This is a genomic window from Streptomyces sp. NPDC088246 (genome assembly GCF_044741025.1).
Taxonomy (GTDB): domain Bacteria; phylum Actinomycetota; class Actinomycetes; order Streptomycetales; family Streptomycetaceae; genus Streptomyces.
Window position 1 is genome coordinate 278,453 of the sequence record NZ_JBIURV010000004.1, and the last position, 19,347, is coordinate 297,799.

Sequence of the window (19,347 nt, forward strand, 5' to 3'; positions counted from 1 at the left end):
CGTACGCGTAAGTGACACCTGACGCCTGTCGGCGCCGTAGGCTCCCCGCATGGACAGCGCAGAGTATGAGCGCAAGATCGCCCGACGCTTCGCCGCCTTCGACCAGGACGGCAGCGGATACATCGATCGCGCGGATTTCAGTGCCGCAGCGGCCCGTCTGCTCACCGAGTTCGGTACGACGGCCCGCTGCGACAAGGGCCAGGCGCTCTACACCGGGGCCGAAGCCTTCTGGCAGGGCATGGCGGGCATCGCCGACGTCGACGGGGACCAGCGCGTCACCCGTGCGGAGTTCGTGGGCGGGGCCGTGAAGCGGCTGCGCGACAACCCGGAGCGTTTCGCGGAGATCGCCCGCCCCTTCCTGCACGCCGCGCTCGCCGTGGCGGATCAGGACAACGAGGGCGCGGCCTCCGTACCCGCTGTGGAGCGTGCACTGAAGGTGCTGGGCGCGAGCGCGGACGCGGCGGCTTTCGCGGCGCGGAACCTGGACGCGGACCAGGACGGCAAGGTCGGCGAGAACGAGGCGGTGGCGGCGTTCGCCGCCTATTTCACGGTGATCGCGCCGGACGCGTAGCCGGCGGCCCGGCGGCCGATCGTCCTCAATCGCCGGACGGGCCCATGAGACGCCCTCGGACGCCGGGCGGGCCGGGGGCGGAGAACCGCTCCCGCAGCCGGTACTTCAGCACCTTCCGCAGCGCCTCGTTGCGCGGCAGCGCCGCCACCACCTCCAGCTGTTCCGGCAGCTTGTGCACGGAGAGGCCCTCCGCCCGCAGGTAGCCGGTGATTTCCGGCAGGGTCAGGGGGGCGGCGCCCGCCGGCTGTTCCACGACCGCGCAGACGCGTTCGCCGCGCTCCGGGTCCGGAAGCCCGATCACCGCCACGTCCCCGACGCCCGGGTGCCGGTGCAGCAGGTCCTCTATCTCCTTGGCCGAGATGTTCTCGCCCTTGCGGATGATGATGTCCTTCAGCCGCCCGGTGAGCACCAGATGCCCGCTCGCCTCGACATGGCCGACGTCGCCGGTGACCAGGAACCCGTCCGGGTCGAAGGCCGCCGCTGACGCCTCGGGGTTCAGATAACCCGTGCAGACGGCCTCCCCGCGAAGCCGTACCTCGCCGTCCGTGCCGCACGGCAGTGGCTTGCCGTTCTCGTCGGTGATCCGTATCTCCATGCCCTCGGGCGGGCGCCCCTCCGTCTCGGCGAGGTGTTCCGTCGTGTCGTCGGGGGCGCCCATCGTGATCATGGGGACCTCGGTCATGCCGTACCCGTGGGTGAGCTGGACGCCCATCTCCCGTACCACCGCGTGGTAGATCTCCGGCGGTTTCGGTGCCCCGCCGCCCGCCAGCAGCCGCAGGGTGGGGATCAGCTTCCGGTCCGGGGTCTTGCGTTGTTCGGTCAGGAACATCGAGTAGAACGCCGTGGACCCGCCCGCGACCGTCACCCCGTGGCGCCGGTAGCCTTCCAGCGCGTCCGGCATCGCGAAGTGCTCGAAGAGGACCGCCGGGAAGCCGTACAGCAGCAGCATCACCGTGTAGTCGGGCCCGGCGACATGGGCGAACGGGAACGCCATCGAGCCGATGTCGTCGGCCGACAGGCGCAGCGCGTGGGCCAGGCAGGAGCCGCCCGCGATCAGGCTGCGGTCGCAGTGGAGGACCCCCTTCGGGTCGGAGGTGGTGCCCGAGGTCCAGTAGATCCAGCGCACCGCCGTCCCGTCGGCGGGAGGCGGCGGCAGTACGGACGGCTCGCCGTCCGGCAGTGACGCGTACGCCTCGAAGACCAGCGGCGGGTGCTCCGCCCCGGCGGCCAGCCGGTGCGCCATCGCCGTGTGGCCGAAGCCGCGCCAGGTGCCGGGCACGGCGAAGAAATCGGCCTTCGACTCGCGCAGCGCGAAGCCCACCTCGCGGTCCCGGTAGAACGGGATGACGGGCGTCTGAGCGGCCCCGATGCGGGTGAGGGCGAAGGAGAGCAGCACCGTCTCGATCCGGGTCGGCAGCTGCCAGGCGACGACACTGCCGGGGCGCACGCCCATCCCCCACAGCCCGGCCGCGACCCGCTCGCAGCGGCTGCGCAGCTCGCCGAAGGTGAGGGTGCGGTCGTCCTGGATCAGGACGGGGCGGTCCGGGGTCAGCGCGGCCCGGCGTTCGATCAGTTCCCAGAAGGTGCCCGATGCGCCCAGGGCGTGTGCGGTCTCGTTCACTGCGTTCCCCGCTCCCTCGCAACTGACGGGTAGTCAGATCGTGTCGAGAGCGTAGAGCGCTGCGCCTTGTCGGTCCAGGGGTGCGGAGCTAGCCTGAGTGCCGAAAACGAATCTGACGAACCATCAGATGCGTGCAGTGTGCGCCGGAGGGGACACCATGACGGAACTGCCTCGGATCGTCAGCGTCGACGACCATGTGATCGAGCCGCCGCACCTCTTCTCGACCTGGCTGCCCGCCAAATACCGCGAGCGCGGCCCGCAGCCGCTCACCGCGGGCATCGGCGAGCTGGCGTACACAGGGGGCAAGTACGTCATCACGATGGACCCGGACGGACCGCCGACCGACTGGTGGATCTACGAGGACCTCAAGTTCCCGTACAAGCGGAACATCGCCGCCGTCGGCTTCGACCGCGACGACATGACGCTGGAGGGGATCACCCGCGCCGAGATGCGGCGCGGCTGCTGGGACCCGGCCGAGCGCCTCAAGGACATGGACCTCAACCATGTCGAGGCGAGCCTCTGCTTCCCCACCTTCCCGCGCTTCTGCGGCCAGACCTTCGCCGAGGCGCACGACAAGGAAGTGGCGCTCGCCTGCGTCCGCGCCTACAACGACTGGATGGTGGAGGAGTGGTGCGGCGACAGCGGCGGCCGGCTCATCCCGCTCTGCATCATCCCGCTCTGGGACATCGGCCTGGCGGTGGCGGAGATCAAGCGGAACGCGGCGCGCGGGGTGCGGGCGGTGACCTTCTCCGAGATCCCCACCTACCTCGGGCTGCCGTCGATCCACACCGGCTACTGGGACCCGTTCTTCGCGGTCTGCCAGGAGACCGGCACGGTCGTCAACATGCACATCGGGTCCAGCTCGCAGATGCCCGCCGCCTCGCCCGATGCCCCGCCCGCCGTACAGGCCAGCCTCTCCTTCAACAACGCCATGGCCTCGATGATGGACTTCCTGTTCAGCGGGGTGCTGGTGAAGTTCCCACGGCTGAAGCTCGCCTACAGCGAGGGCCAGATGGGCTGGATCCCGTACGCCCTGGAGCGCGCCGACGACGTCTGGGAGGAGCACCGCGCCTGGGGCGGGGTGCGCGATCTGATCCCCGAGCCGCCGTCCACGTACTACTACCGGCAGATGTTCTGCTGCTTCTTCCGCGACAAGCACGGCGTCGCCTCGCTCGATGTGGTCGGACGGGACAACGCCACCTTCGAGACCGACTACCCGCACGTCGACTCGACCTTCCCGCACACCAAGGAGGTCGCCCTCGACCACGTCAAGGGACTGGACGACGAGACCGTCTACAAACTGATGCGCGGAAACGCGATCCGGATGCTCGATCTGGACCTGGACAAGTAGGCGCGCGGTGGATCTCGCGTACACGGAGGCCGAGGAGGAGTTCCGGGCGCGGCTGCGCGAGTGGCTGGCCGCCGTGCTGCCGTCACTGCCAGCGAAGCCCGGCCCCGACGACTGGCCCGGGCGCCGCGCATACGACACCGCCTGGCAGCGGATGCTGTACGACGCGGGCTACGCGGGCCTGCACTGGCCCGTCGACGCGGGCGGGCAGGGCGCCACCCCGACCCAGCATCTGATCTTCCTGGAGGAGACCGAGAAGGCCGGCGCCCCGTACGTCGGCGCGAACTTCGTCGGGCTGCTGCACGCCGGGCCCACGATCGCGGCCGAGGGCACGGCCGAACAGCGGACGCGCTGGCTGCCGCCGGTGCTGCGCGGCGACGAGATCTGGTGCCAGGGGTTCAGCGAGCCCGACGCCGGCTCGGACCTTGCCTCGCTGCGGACCCGTGCGGTGCGCGACGGCGACCACTACGTGGTGAGCGGGCAGAAGATCTGGACCTCGCACGCGGAGGTCGCCGACTGGTGCGAGCTGCTCGTGCGTACGGACCCGGCGGCGCCCAGGCACCGTGGGATCAGCTGGCTGGCGATGAGGATGGACGCTCCCGGCGTCACCGTCCGCCCGCTGCGCACGCTCGCCGGGTCCACCGAATTCGCCGAGATGTTCCTCGACGAGGTGCGGGTGCCGGTCTCCCACCGCATCGGCGATGAGAACGACGGCTGGCGGGTCACCATGGTCACCCTCTCCTTCGAACGCGGTACGGCATTCGTCGGCGAGGTCGTCGCCTGCCGCCGCACCCTGGCCGCTCTGGCCGCCGGGGCACGGGCGAACGGCCGCTGGGACGACCCGGTCCTGCGCCGCAGGCTGGGCAGGCTGAACGCCGAATTCCGGGCGCTGTGGCGGCTCACCCAGTGGAACGTCAGCGAGGCGCAGAGCAGTGGGGGCGTCCCGGGCACCGGCGGCTCGGTCTTCAAGCTGCGCTACTCGCACGCCCGTCAGGAGCTGTACGAGGCGGCCGCCGAGGTGCTCGGCGCGGACGCGGCCGATCTGGACCGGGAGTGGGCCATGGACCGGCTCTCCTCGCTCTCGTACACCATCGCCGCGGGCACCTCGCAGATCCAGCGGAACATCGTCGCCGAGCGGATCCTCGGCCTGCCGAAGGGGCGGTGAGCGGACGGTGGACTTCCAGCTCTCGGACGACCAGCGGGCCCTGCGGGCGGGGGTACGGGAACTCCTCGCCGGGCGCTTCGGCAGGGACCGGATGCGCGCGGCTCTCGACGGCGGCACGGGCATCGACCGGGCCCTGTGGCGGGAGCTCGGCGAGGCCGGGTTCTTCGCGCTGCGGCTGCCGGAGACGGAGGGCGGTGTCGGGCTCGGGCTGCCCGAATCGGTCCTCCTCTTCGAGGAGGCGGGGCGGTCGCTGTTGCCCGGACCGCTGATCGCCACCCATCTCGCCGCCGGTGCGGTGAAGGGGGCGGCGGAGGGCGAGACGGTGGTCGCGGTGCTGGACGCGGGGCAGCCGGTGGGGCACCTGGGGGATGCGGACGGCCTGCTCGTACTCGGGCCGGGGGCGGGTCCGGAGCCGGGGCAGGCGCGGGTCGTGACCGGCGGGGCGCTGCGGGATCTCGTGCGGGAGGCCGCCAGGCCCGTACGGTCGCTCGACCCGTTCACGCCCCTGTGGCGGGTCACGGGCCCCGTCGGGCCCGGCGAGCTCCTGTCCGGCGGGGCGCGGCTGCGCGACGAGGGCGCTCTGCTCGCCGCCGCCGAACAGCTCGGCAGCGCCGCCCGTACGACCGAGATGGCCGTCCAACACGCCGGTGAACGTGAACAGTTCGGTTCGCCGATCGGGTCCTTCCAGGCGGTCAAACACCTGTGCGCCGGGATGCTGGTCCGCGCCGAGCTGGCCCGCAGCGCCGTCTACGCGGCGGCCGTGACCGCGGACCGGGCCGAGATCGCGGGCGCCAAACTGCTCGCCGACGACGCGGCGGTCCGCAATGCGCGCGACTGCCTTCAGGTGCACGGCGGAATGGGCTTCACCTGGGAGGCAGACGTCCATCTGCATCTCAAGCGGGCATGGCTGCGGTCCGGGCAGTGGCTGACGGCGGCGGCGGCCGAGGAGGCGCTTGCAGCCGACCTGTGCTGATTGCGCACGGGTTCCGTGGAGGCTTCGGGCGCGCGACGGCGGGTGGATGCGGGATGCGCGAATGTGACAGGCGGGCCGCTGAGCCTCACGCTGCGGAGTTACGCAGTGGAGTCGGCGGGTTCCGATGCCGGCTTGTGTCCTTTGCGTGATTCGTCACGGGGTGGAGTCGGCGCCGGGCTCAGGTACGCTCCGTTGGATGCGAGAGGTTCTGGAATCGGATGCTCCGGATGTTGCCCGTGCGGCGACTCCGGTCCGGACGAGGTGCCCTGCTCGCCTTCCACGCAGAAGCGCCGGGCCTGCCGGGGGGACGACTCCCGCAGCCTCGATGCGCCTCTGTTCGACTCCCCGCAGCGCGCGTCGCACAGTATGCACCACGCGTACTCCTTCGCGCTGGAATATGCCCGAAGCGCTTGTTGCGGTGACTGTACGTCAACCATGCTGTCTCGTAAGGGAATCACGTTCCGTGACCCTGAGGAGGCGCGAGGCGATGTGTCCGCCGGTTCGGATGGTGTGAGCGGTGCAGGTGCTTCAGGTTCAGCTGGAGGTCGGGCCGGATCCCGCGGAGGTCGGGAGGGCCCGTAGATGGGCGCGATCGAGACTGGTCGGGTCCGGGATAAGAGACGACGAGCCGCTGGCCGAGACGCTCATCCTGCTGATCTCGGAGCTGGTCACCAACGCCGTCGTCCACACCGGCTGTCCGGCCGTGCTGCGCATGCTGTTCGGTGCGGCGGAAACGGCGGGGACGGCCGGGACCGTACGGGTCGAGGTGGCCGACACCAGCTGTCGTCCGCCGCAGCAGCGCCACGCGGCGGGCGAGGACACCGGCGGCCGGGGCCTGGAGCTCGTCGACGGCCTCGCGGACCGCTGGGGCTGGCAGCCGGAGGGCGCTGGGAAGCGCATCTGGTGCGAGGTCGACCGGGGCGCCCCGGTGATCCAGGTGGTGCCGGTGCATCCGGGCGTGCAGAGCGCGCAAGGTGTTCATGGCGCACCGGGCGCGGTGGATGCGGACCGCGAGGCGTACGAGCCGTCGCGAGTCGTTACGCATCACGCATAGTCGTCGCGAGTCGTTACGCATCACGCATACAGGCTGAAGCGGTCGGTCCGGGTTGCGGTACGGCGCCGGCCTGAGCGCCTTCAGAGGACGGCGACCGGGGCGACCGGGGTGCCGGTCGCGCCGACGAACGGTTCCGCCATCGCGGAGAGCAGGAAGCTGTACCGCTTCTCTTCCGCACAGGCTGTGGACAACTTTTCCAGGTTCCAGTTCTGGCCCTGCAGCATGCCCATCTCGACCAGGTCCAGTGCATGCACCCCCAGCCACAGATCCTCGATCTCGGGCGGGAAGATCTCGAAGGTCAGGGTGTCATTGGCGACCGCCGCGACATCGCGCGCACGGAACCACTCGGGCGTCCTGATCGAGAGACCGGGCGACGGATAGGCGTACGCATGCTTGTCGCCCGCCAGATGGACCTGCACCTGTCCCGTCCGTACGAGCACGATGTCACCGGCCCTGACCCCGACCCCCGCCAGCTCCTCGGCCGCGTCCAGGTCCTCGGGGGTGACGGCATGGTCGCCGGGCAGCCTGTCCGTGCCGTGTGCGCGTGCCACATCGAGCAGCACCCCGCGCGAGACGATGTGCGGTGCCTTGTCGATCCCGCTGAACTGCGCGCCGCCGTGCGCGGTGATCGTGGCGGCCGGGCGGCCGTTGTAGATCTTTCCCGAGTGCGAGGCGTGGGTGAGGGCGTCCCAGTGGGTGGCCGTCTGCAGGCTCAGGACGGCTGTGTCGTCGCTGGTGGCGACGGTGCCGGGGCCGAAGAGCTCCTGGTTTATCTGGACCATGGTGTGCAGCGGATTGATCCGCCCCGGGATCAGTCCGCTCTGGACGCCGTCCTGCTGGAGGGGGAGCGCGAGCGGGATGCGCAGCCCGGTGCGGACGGCGGCGACCGCCTCCCGTACGACCGCGTCGGTGATCAGGTTGAGCGTGCCGATCTCGTCGTCGGCGCCCCAGCGGCCCCAGTTGTTGACCCGCTTGGCGATGTCGTGGAACTCGGCCGGCAGTGACACGGGGCCTCCCGGGGCTTGCGCTCGTGGACCTGATGGCCCATAAAATCTAACGGTCCGTCAGAAACCGTGGAAGGGTCCGGGCATGGGGAACTTCTTGGCAGGCAAAGTGGTCGCCGTGACGGGTGCCGGGCGCGGCATCGGGAGGGCGGTCGCACTCGCGGCGGCGGCCGAGGGGGCGCGAGTTGTCGTCAACGACTACGGCGTCTCCGTCGAGGGCGGCGAGCCGAGCAGCGAGATAGCGGAGTCCGTCGTCAAGGAGATCGAGGCGGCGGGCGGCGAGGCGGTCGCGGTCGCCGACGACATCTCCACGATGGCCGGCGGGCAGCGGATCGTGGACACGGCGCTCGCGCGGTACGGGCGGATCGACGGGGTCGTGTGCGTGGCCGGGATCCTGCGGGAACGGATGCTGTTCAACATGTCCGAGGAGGAGTGGGACCCGGTGGTCGCCACCCACCTCAAGGGCACCTTCACCGTCTTCAGGGCCGCGTCGGCGGTGATGCGGAAGCAGGAGGACGGCGGCACGCTGATCGGCTTCACCAGCGGCAACCATCAGGGCAGCGTCGCCCAGGCCAACTACAGCGCCGCCAAGGGCGGAATCATCTCGCTGGTACGCAGCGCGGCGCTCGGCCTGCACAAGTACGGCGTCACGGCGAACGCCGTCGCCCCGGTCGCCCGCACCCGGATGTCCGCCAATGTGCCCATGGAACTCAAGGAGATCGGTGAGCCGGAGGATGTGGCGGCGCTCGTCGTCTACCTGCTCAGCGAACGGGCCCGCAAGGAGAAGATCACCGGCCAGGTGTACACGATCGCAGGACCGAAGATCGCGGTCTGGGCCCAGCCGAGGGAGCTGCGGGCGGGGTACGCGGAGGGGACCTGGACCCCGGAACGGATCGCGGACTTCCTGCCGGGGACGGTGGGCACGGACCCGATGCCGATGCTGGCGCAGCTGGAGGAGATGGCGGCCGCGGCGGCGGCGAGGGCGCGGCCGAACGCGTGACCTCCCACCGTGGCTCCGCCCCGGCCCCCGCTCCTCGATCGCCGGAGGGGCTGGACCTTCCGCCCGACCCCAAGGAGTGGACGTGGACTTCGCATTCGACGCGGCGGACGACGCCTTCCGCCAGGAGGCCCGGTCCTGGCTGGAGTCCCACCTCACGCAGCCCTGCGCCACCGCGGGCGGCCGTGCCTGGGAGCAGGAGCTGGGCCGGGCCGGCTGGATCGGCCTCGGCTGGGACAACCACGGCGCCGGCCACGGCAACCGGCACGCAAGCCTCACCCAGCAGGTCGTCTGGGCCGAGGAGTACGCCCGCGTCAACGCCCCCGCCCGGGTCGGCCACATCGGCGAGAACCTCCTCGCCCCGACCCTGATCGCCTACGGCACGCAGGCGCAGAAACAGCGCTTCCTGCCCGCCGTGGCACGCGGCGACGAGCTGTGGTGCCAGGGATACAGCGAGCCGGGCGCCGGATCGGACCTCGCCGGGGTGCGGACGGCCGCCGTACCCGACAGGGGCCGCGGCGGCCACCGCGTCACCGGGCAGAAGATCTGGACGTCGCTCGCGAGGGACGCCGACTGGTGCTTCGTCCTGGCCCGTACGGAGCCCGGCTCCAGCCGCCATCACGGCCTGTCGTTCCTGCTGGTGCCGATGGACCAGCCGGGCAGCATCGAGGTGCGGCCGATCCGTCAGATGTCAGGTGCCAGCGAGTTCAACGAGGTCTTCTTCGAAGGGGCGCGCGCCGAGGAGTGCGTCGGCGGCGAGGGCAACGGCTGGGCGGTCGCCATGGGGCTGCTGGCCCTGGAGCGCGGCGTCTCCACACTCGTCCAGCAGATCGGGTTCGCCGCCGAACTCGACCGGGTGGTCCGCGCCGCCGTCGACGGCGGCGCCGTCACCGACGCGGTACTGCGCGAGCGCCTCGTGAGGCAGTGGGCGGAGCTGCAGACCATGCGCTGGAACGCCCTGCGCACCCTGGGCTCCACGGGCGACCCCGGCGCACCCAGCGTGGCGAAACTGCTCTGGGGCGGCTGGCACAAGCGCCTCGGCGAGCTGGCCGTGGAGATCAGGGGCGCGGCGGGTGCCGTCGGCCCGGACGACTGGTCGGCGCAGACACCGTACGAACTCGACGAGGCACAGCGCCTGTTCCTGTTCACCCGGTCCGACACCATCTACGGCGGCTCGGACGAGATCCAGCGGAACATCATCGCCGAGCGGGTGCTCGGCCTACCGAGGGAGCCGAGATGAGAGGCGTCGTCTTCGACGGCAAGCGGACCGAGGTCGTCGACGATCTGGAGATACGCGATCCGGGCCCCGGTGAGGTACTGGTGGCGGTGGCCGCGGCCGGGCTGTGCCACAGCGATCTGTCGGTGATCGACGGGACGATTCCGTTCCCGGCGCCGGTGGTGCTCGGGCACGAGGGTGCGGGCGTGGTGGAGGCAGTCGGTGCGGGCGTCGGCCATGTGGCGCCCGGCGACCATGTGTCGCTGTCCACGCTGGCCAGCTGCGGGGCGTGCGCCCAGTGCGACCGGGGCCGGCCGACGATGTGCCGCAAGGCGATCGGCATGCCGGGAGCGCCGTTCTCGCGGCGCGGGAAGCCGCTGTACCAGTTCGCGTCCAACTCGGCCTTCGCCGAACGGACCCTGGTCAAGGCCGTGCAGGCGGTGAAGATCCCCACCGATCTGCCGCTCACCTCGGCGGCCCTGATCGGCTGCGGGGTGCTGACGGGAGTCGGAGCCGTACTCAACCGGGCGAAGGTCGACCGGGGCGACACGGTCGTGGTGATCGGCACGGGCGGTATCGGACTCAATGTGATCCAGGGCGCCCGGATCGCGGGCGCTCTGACGATCGTCGCCGTCGACGCCAACCCGGCGAAGGAGGCGGCGGCGCGGCAGTTCGGCGCGACGCACTTCCTGACGTCCGCGGACGGCGTACGGGAGATCCTGCCCAGCGGTGCGGACCACGCCTTCGAGTGCGTGGGCCGGACAGAACTGATCCGTACCGCGATCGACCTGCTGGACCGGCACGGCCAGGCGGTCCTGCTGGGCGTCCCCGCGGCGACGGCGGAAGCGTCGTTCCTCGTCTCGTCGATGTTCCTGGACAAGTCGATCCTGGGCTGCCGGTACGGCTCCTCGCGCCCGCAGCGGGACATCGCGCTCTACGCGGACCTGTACCGGGAGGGCAGGCTGCTCCTGGACGAACTCGTCACCGAGACCTATGCGGTGGAGGACTTCGCCAAGGCGGCGGACGACGCGCACCACGGCCGGGTGGCGCGCGGGGTGCTGGTGTTCTAGGCCCTGCGAAGGTCTTGTGGGGCCGGCGTCTTCCCGGACCGGCGAATCCCGGGTCCTTGGACCGACCGGTCAGGCACTCCTGCCCGGATCGCGCCGGGGCTGCGTGCCCCGGCACCGCGCCCGGCCGCGTTGCCGTCGGTCAGTCGCCGAAGGCGCTGCTGTCGCGCCGGGTGACACCGGGCCGCGTGTTCACGGACCACATGTGGGTGCACTGCGGGCACTGGAGGTGAACGACCGGTCCGTTGTTGGATATCAGATAGCGCCAGTGCTCACCGCAGGTGCGGAGGGCGGCGCAGTTCTCGCAATGACGGGCGTCGTCGCAGATGGGGCAGGGCAGCCAGGCGCGGCGGGCCACGTCTGCCTGCGGATCAATGGGCAGTCGCACGACCCGGCCCCCTTCCCGGCAGGACGCCGGTCGCCACCAGCAGGTCGTAGGTGCGCTGCTGTTCGGCGTCCAGGCCCGAGTAGAGAAGCGCATACGCCTCGTCCTCGCCCTGGAGGACGGCGACAGGGTCCCAGTCGGGCCCGAGTGCGGCCACGACCTCGGCCCGGCGCCGAACTTCCTCGAACGTCAGATCGATCGTGAAGGGTATGAGACTGTCTGGATTTTCCTTTTTCATGGCGAAACTTCCGAAGTGCCGGTGGAATTCCACATGCCTATCAGGCGGAAGCAGCGACAGGGAAGGGTGACCTAAGTCGCTTCGGTGAGAAGCGGCCCCCGGCCTCCGGGGGAGGAACCCTCGGATCGGTCGGCGGGGGTGGGGCGTTGCCGGCGCCGGGGCCCCGACGGCGGACGCGGTCCACGGCCGGCGCTGTGACGTACTTCATGCGGTCGTCCGGGGCGTCGGGGCGGGGTGATCCGAGCGATGCGGAGGGGCAACGGCTGGAGCGCCCGGTCAGACCCTCCCCGCGCGAAATGTGCGTCGGTACACCGTAGGGGACACCCCCAGCGCCGCCTGCAGATGCTGCCGCAGCGATGTGGGCGTCCCGAAGCCCGCGTCCCTCGCCACCTGGTCGATCGACAGGTCCGTCGATTCCAGCAGTTGCCGGGCCCGTTCGACCCGCTGCCGGGTCAGCCACTGGACGGGGCTGACCCCGACCTCCTCCCGGAACCGGCGGGTGAACGTCCGTACGCTCATCGACTCCTGCTGGGCCATGTCGCGCAGCAGGATCGGGCGCTCCAGCCGGCCGAGCGCCCAGGTGCGCGCGGAGGTGGTGGTCGTGAACTGCGTCTCGGGCACGGGGCGTTGGATGTACTGCGCCTGCCCGCCGTCCCGGTGCGGGGGCACCACCGTGCGGCGGGCCACGTCATTGGCGACGGCGGTGCCGTGGTCGCGGCGCACGATGTGCAGGCAGAGGTCGATTCCGGCGGCGACCCCGGCGGAGGTCAGGACGTCCCCGTCGTCGATGAACAGGACGTCGGGGTCGACCCGGACCTCGGGGAAGAGCTGCTGGAAGTGGTCGGCGGACGACCAGTGGGTGGTGGCGGGGCGCCCGTCGAGATATCCGGCGGCGGCGAGGACGTAACTTCCGGTGCAGATCGAGACGAGCCGGGTGCCCGGCCTGATGTACGCGAACGCCGCGGCGAGCTCGCCCGACAGCCTGCCCTCTTCGTAGACGGGGCCGAGTTCGTACGAGGCGGGGATGACGACCGTGTCGGCGGTGGCCAGTGCTTCGGGGCCGCGCTCGACCGTTATCGTGAAGTCCGCGTCGGTGGAGACCGGCCCCGGTGGGCGGACGGAACAGGTAACGACTTCGTACAGTTTCCGGCCCCTGTCATGCGGCTCGGAACTGAGCGCCAGGCCGAAGATCCTTTGAGGGATGCCCAGTTCGAACGGGAGCAGCCCGTCGAGGGCGAGGACGACGACTCTGTGCTTCACGGCAGGCCTCCCTTACCCCTAGTGGTATAGACCATAAACTGATACATGTCACCGACGTGAAGGAAAAGTCAGCAGAGCACGAGTGCATTCCCGACGCGGCCCCCGCGAACGCACCCTCGCAGTCGTCCCCCTTGGACTCGTCGGCCGCCCTGCCGCCCCTGGACGCGCGCCGGGACGGCGAACGGCCGGGAAGCGAGCTCTGGAACCGTAACTTCCGGCTCTTCTTCATTGCCCGGACCGCCGCACTCTTCGGCGACGGCATGATCCCGGTGGCGCTCACCGCGGGCCTGCTGGGAGCCGGTCGCCCGCACGCGTCCGTCGGCTTCGCGCTGGCCGCCTGGATGGGCCCGCTGGCGCTCTTCGTGCTCTTCGGTGGCGTGCTGGCGGATCGATTCACCCCGCGTCGGATGATGATCATCGCCGATGCGCTGCGGCTGGTCGGGGCGTCGGTGCTCGCCGTCTCCTTCGCGACCGGCAACCCGCCGCTGTGGGCGGTGTACGCACTGAGCGCGGTGGCCGGCGTCGGGGCCGCGCTCTTCCAGCCGGGCGTCGCGTCGACCGTGCCCCGGGTGTCGCTGGACGTGCAGCGCGGCAACGCGGTGCTTCGGGTCTCCGAGGCGCTGATGACGATGGCGGGCCCGGCCTTCGCGGGACTTCTGGTCGGACTCGCGAGCGCCGGAGCGGTGTACGCGGCGAACGCGGCGACCTTCGCGGTCTCCGGCGTCTGCCTCTTCCTGCTGCGGCTCGCCCCGATGCCGTCCGACGCGACACAGCGTGGCACGTTCGTCGCCGAACTGGTCGACGGATGGCGGGAGTTCAAGGACCGTAGCTGGCTGTGGGGGGTGATCGCGATCTGGACCGTGTACGGATTCACTGTGATCGGCCCGATGCTCCCGCTGACCGCGGTCGAGGTCACCGAGGCGCACGGCTCGGGGACGTACGGCGTGATGATGGCGGTGAACGGCGCGGGCAGCGTCGTCGGCGGGCTGCTCGCCCTGCGCCTGAGACCGCGCCGCCCGCTCGCGGCGGGCGCGATCGCGCTGACCGGGGTGTGCGTGAACCTGGTGGTGCTGGGGCTCGGGCTGCCGGTGTCCGCACTGGGGGCCGGGCAGTTCGTGGCGGGCGGGGTGTTCGCGTTCTGGCTGGTGATGTGGTCGACGACGGTCCAGACCCATGTCCCGCCTCAGGCGCTGAACCGCCTGCACGCGTACGACGTGGCGGGCTCCCTGCTGATGCTGGCGGCAGGCCGGGCACTGGCGGGACCGGTCGCGGACCGGCTGGGCGCACCGGAGGTGCTGCTGGCCGGAGCGGTGATCAACCTGATGGTGGTGGCGGTACTGCTGGCGGCCCGGCCGATCCGGCGGCTGGAGCGGATCGGGTGAGAGGAGACCGGGTGAGCGCGGACGCACTGACGGCACGGGCCGTCACGGCCGGGGCAGCGGTGCTGACCGCCATCGCCGGGCTCGGGGTAAGGGCGTTCGCGACCGGAGACGTCGCCAAGTACGCCGGGGACGCGCTCTACACCGTACTGATCTGCGCCCTGGTCGCCGTGATCGCACCCCGCGCGCGGCCGGTCACCAAGGCCGGGACAGCGCTGGCGTTCAGCTGGGCGGTCGAGCTGCTGCAACTGACCGGGGTGCCCGCGGAGCTCTCCCGGCGCAGCGCGGTGGCGCGGCTGGTCCTCGGCTCGACCTTCAACGCACCCGATCTGTTCTGGTACGCGGTGGGGGCGTCAGCAGCCTGGGCCGCATTCGCAGGGGCGGCGGCGGTGGCTCCGGCTACTGCTTCGCCCGGTCGCGCTCCTCGGACTTCTGCATCTCGATGACCTGGAAGACATGGGCACTGGTCTGCCTGCGCACACTGCCGCCGACGAGCAGCGCCGCACCGAGGACGGCCAAGGGGGCGGAGATCCCCAGAACGGCCAGCTGCTTCGGCCACTCGGTGACCACCTTGCACTGCATGGAGACCCGGTAGCAGTACACGTCCTGCTGGTCCACCAGCAGGAAGCCCAGCCAGATCCACAGGGCGCAGGCGACGAGCAGCAGCACGGCGCCCCAGGTCTGCATCAGTACGGAGCGGTGGTGGAACTGCTGGCGTGCTGCCCACTGCATGCGATCCCCCGGTTCCCGCGACGAAGTCCAAGGGGCGGACGCACCGCCCGCCGACCGACAGGTGATCGTACGCGCATACGAGCCCCTCCGGGCCGGAAGGCCTCGGTCGCCGTGGCCCGATTCCTGCGAAGCGTGTCCCTCCGGCCACTCGTGGGAGTGCACGCCCTGACCAGATGCTGAGTGACGTGACCCAGACAACCGAAAGCGCCGCCCGGGACGACGACCGGCAGGCCACCCCCGCAGCCCCCGACGGGCGCTCCCGCCGGCGCATTCACCGCGCCTGGATCGTCGCCGTCGTCACCTTCGTGACGATCATCGGCGGCGCCGCCTTCAACTCCCTGCCCGGCCTCCTCATCGATCCGCTCCACACGGAATTCGGCTGGTCGCGCGGCGAGATCGGACTCGCCGTCTCCATCGACATGGCGCTGTACGGGCTCACCGCACCGTTCGCCGCCGCGCTGATGGACCGATTCGGCATCCGCCGGGTCGTCGTCGTGGCCCTTTCCACGGTGGCGGCCGGGGCCCTGGCCAGCGTCTGGATGACGGCCTCCTGGCAGCTGATGATCTATTGGGGGCTGCTCGTCGGCCTCGGCACCGGCTCGATGGCGCTGGCCTTCTCGGCAACGGTCACCAACCGCTGGTTCGTGGCCCGACGCGGCCTGGTCACCGGCATCCTCACCGCGGCGGGCGCCTCCGGACAGCTGGTCTTCCTGCCGCTGTGCGCCTGGATCGTCGAGGAGCACGGCTGGCGCCCGGCCTCGGTGACCGTGGCCCTCGCCGCCCTGGTCGTCGTCCCCTTCGTCTGGCTCCTGATGCGCGACCACCCGGCGGATGTGGGCCTCGCCCCGTACGGCGGCACCTACGTGGAGAAGCCCGCACCCGCACGCGGGGCGGCGAGGCGCACCGTACGCGTCCTGTTCGACGCCGCCCGCACCGGGCCGTTCTGGCTGCTGGCCGGTACGTTCGCGATCTGCGGGGCCTCGACCAACGGCCTGATCCGTACGCACTTCGTGCCGTCGGCCCACGACCACGGCATGCCCATCACCGCCGCGGCCTCGCTGCTCGCCGTCATCGGGGTCTTCGACATCATCGGCACGGTCTTCTCCGGCTGGCTCACCGACCGCTTCGACGCCCGCCGGCTCCTCGCCGTCTACTACGCGTTGCGCGGCGTCTCACTGCTCTTCCTGCCGATGCTGATGGCGCCGACGGTGCATCCGCCGATGGTGTTCTTCATCGTCTTCTACGGTCTGGACTGGGTCGCCACCGTCCCGCCGACGCTGGCCCTGTGCCGCGAGCAGTACGGCGAGGACAGCGCCATTGTCTTCGGCTGGGTCCTCGCCTCCCACCAGGTGGGTGCGGCGCTGGTGGCGTTCCTGGGCGGTGTGGCGCGCGATGTGTTCGGCTCGTACGACATGGTCTGGTACGCGTCGGGGGCGCTGTGTGCGATGGCGGCCCTGATGGCGCTGGTGATCCGGCGGGTCCGGGAGCCGTCGGGTGCCGCGGCGGGACTCGGCTGACGGTTCCGGCCGGTCAGGCGGAGAGGTTCTCGGCGACCGTCAGGAAGACAGGGAAGTTCGCGATGTCGCTGACCGCGACGCTGCACCAGCGGCCGCGGTGAACGTTCACCCGCCGAGCGGCCCGAACCGCCCGAACACCCCCCGGTGGAACAGCAGCGGGCCGTCCCCGTCCGCCGCCCCCAGCGCCTCCACCCTGCCCACCACGATCAGATGGTCGCCCCCGGTGTGGACGGCCTGGATGCGGCAGTCGATCCAGGCTGGTACGGAGTCCAGCAGCGGCGACCCGGTCGCGGGAGCCGCCTCGTACGCCACCCCCGCGAACTTGTCGGCCCCGCTCACCGCGAAGCTCCGGCACAGTGCGCCCTGGTCCGCGCCCAGGATGTTGACGCAGAAGGCCCCGGCGCGGGCGATGCGCGGCCAGGTCGTCGACGTACGGGCGACCATGAAGGTGACCAGCGGCGGGTCGAGGGAGAGCGACGCGAACGACTGGCAGGCGAAGCCCGCCGGCCCCTCCGTGTCGTCCGGGTCGTGCGCGGTGACGATGGTCACTCCGCTCGCGAAGTGCCCCAGTACGCGGCGGAATTCGGTCGGGTCGACCGGCGGCCGCTCGTCGTCGGCGACGGCCCGTAGATCCGGGCGCGGCAGTGGATCGACCGGCTCCGGCGCTGCGGTGGCGGCGCCGACGGACCTGAGGTACCGGACGGCGGTGGCGGCCATGCCTGCGTGTCCCATCACGCTTTCCATTGAAGCTGACGGGGCGTCAGATAGGAAGGGTGGGGGCAAGGGTTCCGCGTGCGAAGAGAGGACCCGTGCGGAGCTGGAGCGGTACTTCTTCCTGGACGACGCGGACCGGGAGAAAGTTCAGGCCAAGTGTCTTGCCCATAAGCGACTCGGAGCCCGGCGGGCGGCCGAGGACGCCGGCAGGGCGGCGTACGCCGACGCGGTGTCGGGGTACGCCGCCCTGGGGCGGGACGGGCTGCGGGAGGTGGCCCGCTCGCTCATGGCGGTTACTTCGGGTCGCGGTTGAACTTCGAGGTCGACCAGAAGTATCCGAGTACCGCGAGGCCCAGGCACCAGGCGACGGCGAGCCATCCGTTGTTGCCGATCTCGGTGCCGAGCAGCAGGCCGCGCAGGGTCTCGATGGCGGGCGTGAACGGCTGGTACTCGGCGATCGGCTGGAACCAGCCCGGCATCGCGTCGACCGGGACGAAGGCGCTGGAGAGGAGCGGCAGCAGGATCATCGGCATCGCGTTGTTGCTGGCGGCCTCGGCGTTCGGGCTGATCAGGCCCATGCCGACCGCGACCCAGGTGAGCGCCATGGCGAAGAGCACGAGCAGTCCGAACGCCGCGAGCCACTCCAGGATGCCGGCATCCGTGGACCGGAAGCCGATGGCCACGCCGACGGCGCCGACGAGGACCACGCTGATGATTGACTGCAGCACGCTGCCGATGACGTGTCCGATGATCACGGAGCCGCGGTGGATCGCCATCGTGCGGAAGCGGGCGATGATGCCCTCGGTCATGTCGTTGGAGACGGACACCGCGGTGCCGATCGTGGTGCTGCCGATGGTCATCAGCAGGAGGCCCGGGACGATGTAGGCGATGTACTCGGAGCGGTCGGCGCCGCCGCCGCCGATGCCCGCGCTCATCACGTCTCCGAAGATGTAGACGAAGAGCAGCAGCATCATGATCGGCGTGAGCAGCAGGTTCAGGGTCATGGACGGGTAGCGGCGCGCGTGCAGGAGGTTGCGGCGCAGCATCGTGTTCGAGTCGCGTACGGCGAGGGCGAGGGCGCTCATCGGGCAGTCTCCTTGGGCTGGTTGGGCACGTTGGTGGAGCCGGTCAGGGCGAAGAACACGTCGTCGAGGTCGGGGGTGTGCACGGTCAGCTCGTCCGCCTCGATGCCGGCCGAGTCCAGCCAGTCGAGGATGGAGCGCAGCTCGCGCTGGCTGCCGCCGCTGGGGATCTGCAGTGACAGTGCCTCGTCGTCCCGGGAGGCCTCGCGCAGTGCGGAGGCGGCGGACTGGTATGCGGCCGGGTCGGAGAAGCGGAGCCGGACGTGCCCGCCGGGGATGAGCCGCTTCAGCTCCTCGGCGCTCCCCTCGGCGGCGATCTTGCCGTCGTTCAGCACCGCGATGCGGTCGGCGAGCTCGTCGGCCTCATCCAGGTACTGGGTGGTGAGGAAGACCGTGACGCCGCCGGAGACCAGCTCGCGGATGATCCCCCACATGTTGTGGCGGCTGCGCGGGTCGAGGCCGGTGGTCGGCTCGTCGAGGAAGATGATCCGCGGGTTGCCGACCAGGGTCATGGCGATGTCGAGGCGGCGCTTCATGCCGCCGGAGTAGGTGGAGGCGGGCTTCTTCGCGGCCTCCACCAGATCGAAGCGCTCCAGGAGTTCGGCGGTGACCCGCCGTCCCTCGCGCTTGGAGAGGTGGTGCAGGTCCGCCATGAGAAGCATGTTCTCCTCGCCGGTGATCAGCCCGTCGACGGCGGAGAACTGCCCGGTGACGCCGATCGCGGCCCGCACGGCCTGCGGGTCGGCGGCCAGGTCGTGGCCGCCGACGTGCAGATCGCCGGCGTCGGCGGTGATGAGGGTGGAGAGGATTTTGACGGCGGTGGTCTTGCCGGCGCCGTTGGGCCCGAGCAGTGCGAACACGGACCCGGCCGGGATGCGCAGATCGATGCCGTCGAGCACGGTCTTGTCGCCGTACGACTTGCGCAGACCGACGACGGAGACGGCGGCAGGCGACGGGTGGCCACCGCCCTGCCTGGACGTGGGCATGACAGATGAAGGCATGGGGCTCTCCCGATAGAAGGCTG

Annotated in this window: 20 protein-coding genes; 11 read left to right on the plus strand and 9 right to left on the minus strand. The window is 70.9% G+C overall.

Annotated elements, in window-relative coordinates; translation table 11 throughout:
- Positions 1 to 49: 49 nt before the first annotated feature.
- Entirely contained in the window at positions 50 to 571 is a 522-nt protein-coding gene (locus ACIPEK_RS08845) for an EF-hand domain-containing protein (protein WP_401992522.1), read from the plus strand.
- A 25-nt stretch (positions 572 to 596) separates the two neighbouring features.
- On the opposite strand, the gene ACIPEK_RS08850 is transcribed toward ACIPEK_RS08845, so the two are convergent.
- Positions 597 to 2,192 (minus strand): class I adenylate-forming enzyme family protein, encoded by a 1,596-nt coding sequence (locus ACIPEK_RS08850; protein WP_401992525.1) that lies wholly within the window; start codon positions 2,190 to 2,192, stop codon positions 597 to 599.
- A 157-nt stretch (positions 2,193 to 2,349) separates the two neighbouring features.
- Here ACIPEK_RS08850 and ACIPEK_RS08855 point away from each other — a divergent pair, with 157 nt between their 5' ends.
- From ACIPEK_RS08855 to ACIPEK_RS08870, 4 genes are all read left to right on the plus strand, one after another.
- A complete protein-coding gene (locus tag ACIPEK_RS08855; protein ID WP_383070415.1) occupies positions 2,350 to 3,543 on the plus strand; it encodes an amidohydrolase family protein in 1,194 nt (397 codons plus the stop codon).
- Positions 3,544 to 3,550: 7 nt separating this feature from the next.
- Positions 3,551 to 4,705, plus strand: coding sequence for an acyl-CoA dehydrogenase (locus ACIPEK_RS08860; protein ID WP_401992529.1), 1,155 nt, complete (start codon positions 3,551 to 3,553; stop codon positions 4,703 to 4,705).
- A gap of 7 nt (positions 4,706 to 4,712) precedes the next feature.
- A complete protein-coding gene (locus tag ACIPEK_RS08865; RefSeq protein ID WP_401992532.1) occupies positions 4,713 to 5,678 on the plus strand; it encodes an acyl-CoA dehydrogenase family protein in 966 nt (321 codons plus the stop codon).
- Between the two features lie 517 nt (positions 5,679 to 6,195).
- Positions 6,196 to 6,732 carry an ATP-binding protein gene (locus ACIPEK_RS08870; RefSeq protein ID WP_383070409.1) on the plus strand — a complete coding sequence of 179 codons (537 nt, stop codon included), beginning with the start codon at positions 6,196 to 6,198 and terminating at the stop codon, positions 6,730 to 6,732.
- Positions 6,733 to 6,812: 80 nt separating this feature from the next.
- On the opposite strand, the gene ACIPEK_RS08875 is transcribed toward ACIPEK_RS08870, so the two are convergent.
- A complete protein-coding gene (locus tag ACIPEK_RS08875) occupies positions 6,813 to 7,739 on the minus strand; it encodes a cyclase family protein (RefSeq protein WP_383070407.1) in 927 nt (308 codons plus the stop codon).
- Positions 7,740 to 7,821: 82 nt separating this feature from the next.
- Between ACIPEK_RS08875 and ACIPEK_RS08880 the strand changes: the two genes are divergently transcribed.
- From ACIPEK_RS08880 to ACIPEK_RS08890, 3 genes are all read left to right on the plus strand, one after another.
- Entirely contained in the window at positions 7,822 to 8,736 is a 915-nt protein-coding gene (locus tag ACIPEK_RS08880; protein ID WP_401992536.1) for an SDR family oxidoreductase, read from the plus strand.
- Between the two features lie 82 nt (positions 8,737 to 8,818).
- Positions 8,819 to 9,973: an acyl-CoA dehydrogenase family protein gene (locus ACIPEK_RS08885; protein ID WP_401992539.1), complete on the plus strand. Its 1,155-nt coding sequence runs from the start codon at positions 8,819 to 8,821 to the stop codon at positions 9,971 to 9,973.
- Entirely contained in the window at positions 9,970 to 11,019 is a 1,050-nt protein-coding gene (locus tag ACIPEK_RS08890; protein ID WP_401992542.1) for a Zn-dependent alcohol dehydrogenase, read from the plus strand. Before ACIPEK_RS08885 ends, ACIPEK_RS08890 begins: the two co-directional genes overlap by 4 nt.
- A 139-nt stretch (positions 11,020 to 11,158) precedes the next feature.
- On the opposite strand, the gene ACIPEK_RS08895 is transcribed toward ACIPEK_RS08890, so the two are convergent.
- The 3 genes from ACIPEK_RS08895 to ACIPEK_RS08905 all read right to left on the minus strand — a co-directional run bounded on the left by ACIPEK_RS08895 (position 11,159) and on the right by ACIPEK_RS08905 (position 12,899).
- Entirely contained in the window at positions 11,159 to 11,404 is a 246-nt protein-coding gene (locus ACIPEK_RS08895) for a hypothetical protein (RefSeq protein ID WP_401992545.1), read from the minus strand.
- Positions 11,388 to 11,639 (minus strand): DUF6400 family protein, encoded by a 252-nt coding sequence (locus tag ACIPEK_RS08900; protein ID WP_401992548.1) that lies wholly within the window; start codon positions 11,637 to 11,639, stop codon positions 11,388 to 11,390. The genes ACIPEK_RS08895 and ACIPEK_RS08900 overlap by 17 nt, the downstream gene beginning before the upstream one ends.
- A 276-nt stretch (positions 11,640 to 11,915) precedes the next feature.
- Positions 11,916 to 12,899: a GlxA family transcriptional regulator gene (locus ACIPEK_RS08905; RefSeq protein WP_401992551.1), complete on the minus strand. Its 984-nt coding sequence runs from the start codon at positions 12,897 to 12,899 to the stop codon at positions 11,916 to 11,918.
- A 56-nt stretch (positions 12,900 to 12,955) separates the two neighbouring features.
- Between ACIPEK_RS08905 and ACIPEK_RS08910 the strand changes: the two genes are divergently transcribed.
- Together ACIPEK_RS08910 and ACIPEK_RS08915 are read left to right on the plus strand one after the other, a co-directional pair.
- Positions 12,956 to 14,281, plus strand: a complete 1,326-nt coding sequence (locus ACIPEK_RS08910; protein ID WP_401992554.1) for an MFS transporter — start codon at positions 12,956 to 12,958, stop codon at positions 14,279 to 14,281.
- Positions 14,282 to 14,292: 11 nt separating this feature from the next.
- A complete protein-coding gene (locus tag ACIPEK_RS08915; RefSeq protein ID WP_401992557.1) occupies positions 14,293 to 14,724 on the plus strand; it encodes a DUF2809 domain-containing protein in 432 nt (143 codons plus the stop codon).
- On the opposite strand, the gene ACIPEK_RS08920 is transcribed toward ACIPEK_RS08915, so the two are convergent.
- Complete coding sequence (locus tag ACIPEK_RS08920; RefSeq protein WP_401992560.1) at positions 14,678 to 15,010, minus strand: hypothetical protein; 333 nt, start codon at positions 15,008 to 15,010, stop codon at positions 14,678 to 14,680. The genes ACIPEK_RS08915 and ACIPEK_RS08920 overlap by 47 nt on opposite strands.
- 185 nt (positions 15,011 to 15,195) lie before the next feature.
- Here ACIPEK_RS08920 and ACIPEK_RS08925 point away from each other — a divergent pair, with 185 nt between their 5' ends.
- Complete coding sequence (locus tag ACIPEK_RS08925) at positions 15,196 to 16,527, plus strand: MFS transporter (RefSeq protein ID WP_401992563.1); 1,332 nt, start codon at positions 15,196 to 15,198, stop codon at positions 16,525 to 16,527.
- Between the two features lie 105 nt (positions 16,528 to 16,632).
- Here ACIPEK_RS08925 and ACIPEK_RS08930 read toward each other — a convergent pair whose 3' ends face one another.
- The 3 genes from ACIPEK_RS08930 to ACIPEK_RS08940 form a co-directional block, all read right to left on the minus strand.
- The gene (locus tag ACIPEK_RS08930) at positions 16,633 to 17,244 is read right to left on the minus strand and encodes a flavin reductase family protein (RefSeq protein ID WP_401992731.1); all 612 of its coding nucleotides are present in this window, start codon (positions 17,242 to 17,244) and stop codon (positions 16,633 to 16,635) included.
- Positions 17,245 to 17,534: 290 nt separating this feature from the next.
- On the minus strand, positions 17,535 to 18,326 hold the full coding sequence (locus tag ACIPEK_RS08935) for an ABC transporter permease (RefSeq protein ID WP_401992566.1): 792 nt from the start codon (positions 18,324 to 18,326) through the stop codon (positions 17,535 to 17,537).
- Positions 18,323 to 19,324, minus strand: coding sequence for an ATP-binding cassette domain-containing protein (locus tag ACIPEK_RS08940; RefSeq protein ID WP_401992569.1), 1,002 nt, complete (start codon positions 19,322 to 19,324; stop codon positions 18,323 to 18,325). The genes ACIPEK_RS08935 and ACIPEK_RS08940 overlap by 4 nt, the downstream gene beginning before the upstream one ends.
- Between the last annotated feature and the right edge of the window lie 23 nt (positions 19,325 to 19,347).

Coding starts and splice junctions, on each gene's coding strand:
- ACIPEK_RS08855 (WP_383070415.1), top strand. CDS start 2,350: ATGACGGAACTGCCTCGGATCGTCAGCGTCGACGACCATGTGATCGAG.
- ACIPEK_RS08900 (WP_401992548.1), bottom strand. CDS start 11,639: ATGAAAAAGGAAAATCCAGACAGTCTCATACCCTTCACGATCGATCTG.
- ACIPEK_RS08890 (WP_401992542.1), top strand. CDS start 9,970: ATGAGAGGCGTCGTCTTCGACGGCAAGCGGACCGAGGTCGTCGACGAT.
- ACIPEK_RS08845 (WP_401992522.1), top strand. CDS start 50: ATGGACAGCGCAGAGTATGAGCGCAAGATCGCCCGACGCTTCGCCGCC.
- ACIPEK_RS08935 (WP_401992566.1), bottom strand. CDS start 18,326: ATGAGCGCCCTCGCCCTCGCCGTACGCGACTCGAACACGATGCTGCGC.
- ACIPEK_RS08940 (WP_401992569.1), bottom strand. CDS start 19,324: ATGCCTTCATCTGTCATGCCCACGTCCAGGCAGGGCGGTGGCCACCCG.
- ACIPEK_RS08920 (WP_401992560.1), bottom strand. CDS start 15,010: ATGCAGTGGGCAGCACGCCAGCAGTTCCACCACCGCTCCGTACTGATG.
- ACIPEK_RS08930 (WP_401992731.1), bottom strand. CDS start 17,244: ATGGCCGCCACCGCCGTCCGGTACCTCAGGTCCGTCGGCGCCGCCACC.
- ACIPEK_RS08880 (WP_401992536.1), top strand. CDS start 7,822: ATGGGGAACTTCTTGGCAGGCAAAGTGGTCGCCGTGACGGGTGCCGGG.